We start from the raw sequence: 5,124 nt of genomic DNA on the forward strand, positions 1-5,124 counted from the left end.
ATAGTGAAGAAAAGTTACTGCCAGTAGTAGATTGTTGCCCTGGCATATTCTGCACCGGCTCCTGATAATCAAACTGTTTTTTAACAGTGCTCAACTTGCTTTCAAGCTGATTTCTAATCTTTCCGATAGAGTCACGAAAAGCCTTTTCACTCATTTTGGGGCTTAGGGCACCAACCGCATCGGATAATTTTTTACCCTCAGCATCTGAAAGAGCGCCCATACCCTTCAGGGACTGCACCATAGGAAGGAATGTTTGAGCTTTAAAGGTGTCGAGCCTTGCTTCAAAGTTAGCCGCATCAGAGCCAGGAACTGTCGGAAACGCTGAGCGAATTCCTACTGCTTTTGAAAGGCCGGGGCTTTGCTCTATCTCGTTGAGAGAATCAAGCGCGGTGCTGAACGTATCAACTGCACCCTGAGCGGCGGCCTGCCTGTCAGCGCGGGCTATGTCAGCCTTTTGCCGAACATCTGCCTGTTTCTGTTTTAGCTCTTCAAGCTTTAACTGATTGCTTTCTCTGGCTATCTGTCTGTCCAGAGCCTTTTCTTGTAATTCTGCTCTTTGTATTTCGCGGGAAAGAGCAGCATTCTGTGCGCTGATGTTCTGTCCACGTATCTGGATGTCCTGACCTCGAGCTGTTAGTGCTTCTCCAGCCTGATTGCTGCGGATTGTCTCTGCCAGTCTGCCTCGGTCAATCTCACGACCAGCCATTTTGTCCTGAACATTGAAGTAATCAATCGGACCAAGAGCAGCCATTCCAAGGTGATCAACAAACTCACCAAATCCTGAAGGGTTCTGCTGATACATCTGAGCAACGTTGTTAGGATCAACACCGACGCGCGCCAGCTCCTTGGCGTTGTTTTGCAGCCAGGATTGCATTGCTTTTGGCGATGATGATGCAAGGCGAGCGCCAGCCGCTAAGGTGCCGATAGAATTGCGCTGGTCTTCATCAATGAATCCCATTCCTTTACGAACAGATTCAATCTGGTCTGGATATTGAGTAGCCAACTGACGCAAAGCACCACGATCACCAGACGCATAAGCATTAGCGTACGCCTGCTGAAATTCTTTCTGCCGCTGAGCCTGCTTTTCCTGCTGAAAAACACCCGCAATACCTGAAATACCTTGCAAAGCCGTCAGTCCAACATTGTTAGCGCCTGAACGCTCAATATCATTGTTCTGCCTGATAAGCTGAAGCGTATTTCCGATGTCATTTACGCTCGGAGCGTTTGAGTTGACGCCGCCGATACCAGCCAACAATCCGCCGTTTGTTCCTTGCCAAGTAGCCATGATTACCCCTTAAAACAACGAGCCAAGCAGGCCAAGTCCGCCGCCAATTGCCGCACCTAATCCAGTGCCAAGTCCGGGAACAATAGAGCCAAGAGCAGCGCCAGTCATAGCCCCTGAAGCTCCGCCGCTAATTGCTGTCTGAAGGCCTGATGGTTTATTGGCGTTAGCAGCGGCAAGTGCTGCGCTTTGCTGCGCAATGCTGCTCATGTTGTTGGCGTATGTCTGCCCGGCGTTCGCTTGACCTTGCAGCGCACCAAGGCCAATGTTTGCCAGATTGTTGTAGTTGCTCATCTGGTTTGACAACCACGACTGACCGAGAGTCGGGGCAATCGTGGCCAGTTGATTGCTTGTGGCTGTCGAGCCAAGCCCCCCCGTCGCCTCCGCAGCAGCAAGACTCTGGTAACGCGCCTGACCTGCAAGGTCTTTATACTGCTGAGAGTTGTAATACTGATTAAGTGCCTGCCCCTGTCCTTCTAAACTGGAAAGATTCTGAAGCTGGTTAACATACTGCTCCGCAAGCGGCGTGAACGGAGCAAGGTTTTTCATGATCGTCTGCCACTGCTGATTTTGCAGGTCTGCGGAATACTTCTGAGCTTCTGCTGCATACTTTGCGCTTTTATCAGAACTGCCACCTTTCCCGCCTTTTTCAGGGCAATAAGGTTCCTCGCCGCGCAGTTTTCTGCCCAGCTTAAATGCATATAACATGGCTATCTCCCGTGATTCAGGAAGTCGATTAGTTCTTCGCGTGTGGCGCTGTAAAACGTCACGTCATCCACGCCTTTGAAGTATTTCTTGATGGTTCCTACACGCTTAAGGCCAATCATTGTGCAGTACATCTGACCGTGGCGGAATTTGCGTGCAGCAAATGATGTGACGCACTGAACGGTGGTGTTGGTCAGAATGTATCGCCAGAACGCCAGCCCGATTTCCTTGCTGAAGCCGCGAATCTCTGGCAGGTACATGGCGTGGCAATCGAATGTAAGCGGCTGAACCTCCTGATAGTAAACAATGCCTCCGAACTGCATATGCACGTTCACCTCGAAGTAACGGCATTCAGGCTTGTAGTCGTATCCATCACCGTTGTTGCTCCCGGCGATAATGTCAGGGTGATTTCCGACTGCTTCTATCAGGTCGATGTTTCGCGTTGGTTTGAATGTAATCATCAGTCAATCAGCCCATGTAATCTAAGTGCCGTTTCAAGCGCCAGAATACGCTGCCGCGCCTGCTGCAAACCTGTAGCGAGAGCTGCGACTTCGGATTGCGTGTACGTAGTGCCGACAGTGTATGACTGGTTAGCGTTGAATGAGCCAAGAAGTGGCGTACCTGTGGCTGCAGTCCATCCGGTCTGCCTTGCTCCAACGACCTGAATTCCATCAACTGAATATGATGTTTTTACATCCAGCGGTGACGCAAGAGACTGCGATTCGGTTACAGTTTTCGATACGTAATCACTCTTAATGTCAGATACATCGCTTTCTACGCCATCCAGTCTTTGGTCAACAGTGACCAGATGCGCCTGAATATCGATAACCTCATCCAGCAAGTAATCAACATCGCTACGCAGTACGACTATCTTCCCTTCGGCAGTTGTTAACCTGACCTCAAGGAGATTTATCGCTTTTGTGTTTGCGGTGATTCTTGCGTCGTGATCTGCCAGTTCGACGTCCTGTTCATCGTTTTTCATCTGAGCATCGTAAGCGCCCTGACCAGCCTGATTTGCCTTCCCGGCAATTGCGCCGACATCAGCCCCCTGATTAATGACATACAGCAGGTAAGACTGGCTGAATATATTGCGTGGAAGGATTGATGTATCGAGTCGTGTAGCCTGAATTGTTACCGGCTCATTGAGATTCGAATCAGCCATTACTCAATCCTTATCTGGCAACCAGACAGAGTGACAGGTGACTTCGTGATAACGCGCAATTTGAAGCCGACATTTTTCCTGATGCGCCCTACTCGCTTCCACAAAACACGTTTGTCGTAAACGAACGGTTCATTCTGCTCAATCATCTGCTCACGCCCGTAATTGATGCCGTCAGTGGTTGCAGAGAGAAAAAGGCGGTCAGCGTACTGCGCAACGCCAGTTGACGATTCAACCTCAAGGTCGAACACTCTGGCGTTATCCGCTTTGAAGAGTGGAGTAAACAGCAGGTGTTCCTGTTGCTTGTCGTACTGACTGCTGATGTCGAATTGCAATTGCCCGGTAACAGATTCCAGCTTATCGCCGCACGTTATCTGATTGCCTTCGTAAATGAAGTCGATAGCGCGGTACACATCGTCATACAAGCCTGTTTTCAGTACACACCATTGCGGACCATTGGCGCTTGAAGATGCGTCGTACACGAGAACATGGCGCGGAAGGTGGATAATCAGCAACTCATGAGCATCAAATCGCAGCGATTCCATCACACCATCAGCCAGTTCATCAGCAGTGTAGGAGCGGAGGATTTTCTCAATGCTCGCGCTGGCGATTGGTGACACCTGACCGGATCCGATGATGTACACAGACGGCGCACCTGTTGCAGGATTGCTGATGAACGCATAAGAATCAGCAAACGGCGTTTTGCAGTAGGTTCCGGCTATTCCTTTTTGCACCATCAGCGATGGCTGTGCGACATACAAAGCGGCACCAACAGTGGTTGCGCCAGTCAGGGAGAAATATTCAATCGTCGATGAACCAAAGCAGACGATGAAGTCTCGCCATGTGCCGATGCCGATGATTCCGTCAGGCTGAGACTCGGCACGATATTGTGCACTGTAACGGTCAGGATGCGATTCGTCTTCAAGGTCAGTGATAAACCATGAATCAGTGCCGTCTTTTGACCACGCATAACGCCCACGTAAGCGCGTAATGTCGCGAACTGAACCTAACTCGTACTGTGTGAATCCGCTGTCTGTAGGCCAGTTTGAGACGGTTTTAACCGTGCCATCATAGCGGTATTCGACCAGTTGACCATTAACGCCTACAGCCTGAGATGTCCGACCATGCGCCATTGATACACGACCACTTCCGGCAACATCACCGACTTCACTTTCGCCCTTATACAGCCTGCCACCACATACGCGATAAACAGCATTCTGCGCCATGTTGTACTCAACGCCGCGAGATACACCGTTCACATCAGAACGTTTGGCAATGCCCGGGAATGAGCGAAGATATCCGCTGCTGTTGAGTATTTCTTTGGGTGTAGCCAGCATATTCACTGGCAGATAGTCGATATAGTCGGCGTTTCGGAAGTCTTTCCCGACACCTTTCATAAGCGGAAGTTGCTGAATCGGCATTATTCGCTCCCGTTATCGCAAGGTTCCTTTCGGTGGAAGTAATTCCAACCGTTCCACTTCGCCAACTGGTTTCCACTGCCAACAGGCATACGGTTTGGATAACCGGACTTACATTTTGCGGCTTTTGCTCTGTCCATTGCAGACAGTTTGACGAGTCGCTCTTTCCCGTATCTGGCAGTGGTTATAAGTTTTGCAGACGCTTCCAGCGCATAATCCGGAGCAATGCGGCAGGCAAGGTTGAAAATGACGGCATTGATAGCGTTATTTGATAAACCGTGTTCATCGCCAGGATCTGGAGCGACATCTGCATCAGCGAAAATGTAGCCAACGTTGATACCTGGTGACGCATCACCGCCAAGCCATTCAGCCATCATCATTTCAAGGTCGTTGACGCCGTCTTCCATAGACTGCGGTTCGACATCGGTTAACGTGGCATTTGATGCGACACCGAGCTTACGTAATGCTGCAAGGACTAAATCACCCTTCGTTGTCAGGTTCATCTGCTGCCGCCTTAGGTTTTCGACCAGGCTTTTTACGCTGTTTTTCTTCTGGCTCTG

General features: G+C 50.1%; 6 protein-coding genes and 1 pseudogene. All 7 read right to left on the reverse strand.

Annotated elements, in window-relative coordinates:
• A partial coding sequence (locus FEK46_RS15805; RefSeq protein WP_138194700.1) for a phage DNA ejection protein occupies window positions 1-1,285 on the reverse strand: 1,285 nt, incomplete at its 3' end.
• A 9-nt stretch (window positions 1,286-1,294) separates the two neighbouring features.
• Window positions 1,295-1,990 (reverse strand): DNA transfer protein, encoded by a 696-nt coding sequence (locus tag FEK46_RS15810; protein WP_135559755.1) that lies wholly within the window; start codon window positions 1,988-1,990, stop codon window positions 1,295-1,297.
• 2 nt (window positions 1,991-1,992) lie between these two features.
• Window positions 1,993-2,448 (reverse strand): DUF2824 family protein, encoded by a 456-nt coding sequence (locus tag FEK46_RS15815; protein WP_135559756.1) that lies wholly within the window; start codon window positions 2,446-2,448, stop codon window positions 1,993-1,995.
• A complete protein-coding gene (locus tag FEK46_RS15820) occupies window positions 2,448-3,149 on the reverse strand; it encodes a phage tail protein (protein ID WP_135559757.1) in 702 nt (233 codons plus the stop codon). Before FEK46_RS15820 ends, FEK46_RS15815 begins: the two co-directional genes overlap by 1 nt.
• Window positions 3,149-4,567 (reverse strand): packaged DNA stabilization protein gp10, encoded by a 1,419-nt coding sequence (locus FEK46_RS15825; RefSeq protein WP_135559758.1) that lies wholly within the window; start codon window positions 4,565-4,567, stop codon window positions 3,149-3,151. The genes FEK46_RS15820 and FEK46_RS15825 overlap by 1 nt, the downstream gene beginning before the upstream one ends.
• Window positions 4,567-5,067, reverse strand: coding sequence for a packaged DNA stabilization gp4 family protein (locus FEK46_RS15830; RefSeq protein WP_001054834.1), 501 nt, complete (start codon window positions 5,065-5,067; stop codon window positions 4,567-4,569). Before FEK46_RS15830 ends, FEK46_RS15825 begins: the two co-directional genes overlap by 1 nt.
• A pseudogene (locus tag FEK46_RS23745) lies at window positions 5,045-5,124 on the reverse strand (hypothetical protein); the annotation flags it as partial. The pseudogene FEK46_RS23745 and the gene FEK46_RS15830, both read right to left, overlap by 23 nt.

Origin of the sequence: Escherichia sp. E4736 (genome assembly GCF_005781225.1) — a bacterium.
Taxonomy (GTDB): Bacteria; Pseudomonadota; Gammaproteobacteria; order Enterobacterales; family Enterobacteriaceae; genus Escherichia.

Bases quoted from the DNA above. Each gene is read 5' to 3' on its own strand.
- FEK46_RS15810 (WP_135559755.1), bottom strand. From the start codon at position 1,990: ATGTTATATGCATTTAAGCTGGGCAGAAAACTGCGCGGCGAGGAACCT.
- FEK46_RS15815 (WP_135559756.1), bottom strand. From the start codon at position 2,448: ATGATTACATTCAAACCAACGCGAAACATCGACCTGATAGAAGCAGTC.
- FEK46_RS15820 (WP_135559757.1), bottom strand. From the start codon at position 3,149: ATGGCTGATTCGAATCTCAATGAGCCGGTAACAATTCAGGCTACACGA.
- FEK46_RS15825 (WP_135559758.1), bottom strand. From the start codon at position 4,567: ATGCCGATTCAGCAACTTCCGCTTATGAAAGGTGTCGGGAAAGACTTC.
- FEK46_RS15830 (WP_001054834.1), bottom strand. From the start codon at position 5,067: ATGAACCTGACAACGAAGGGTGATTTAGTCCTTGCAGCATTACGTAAG.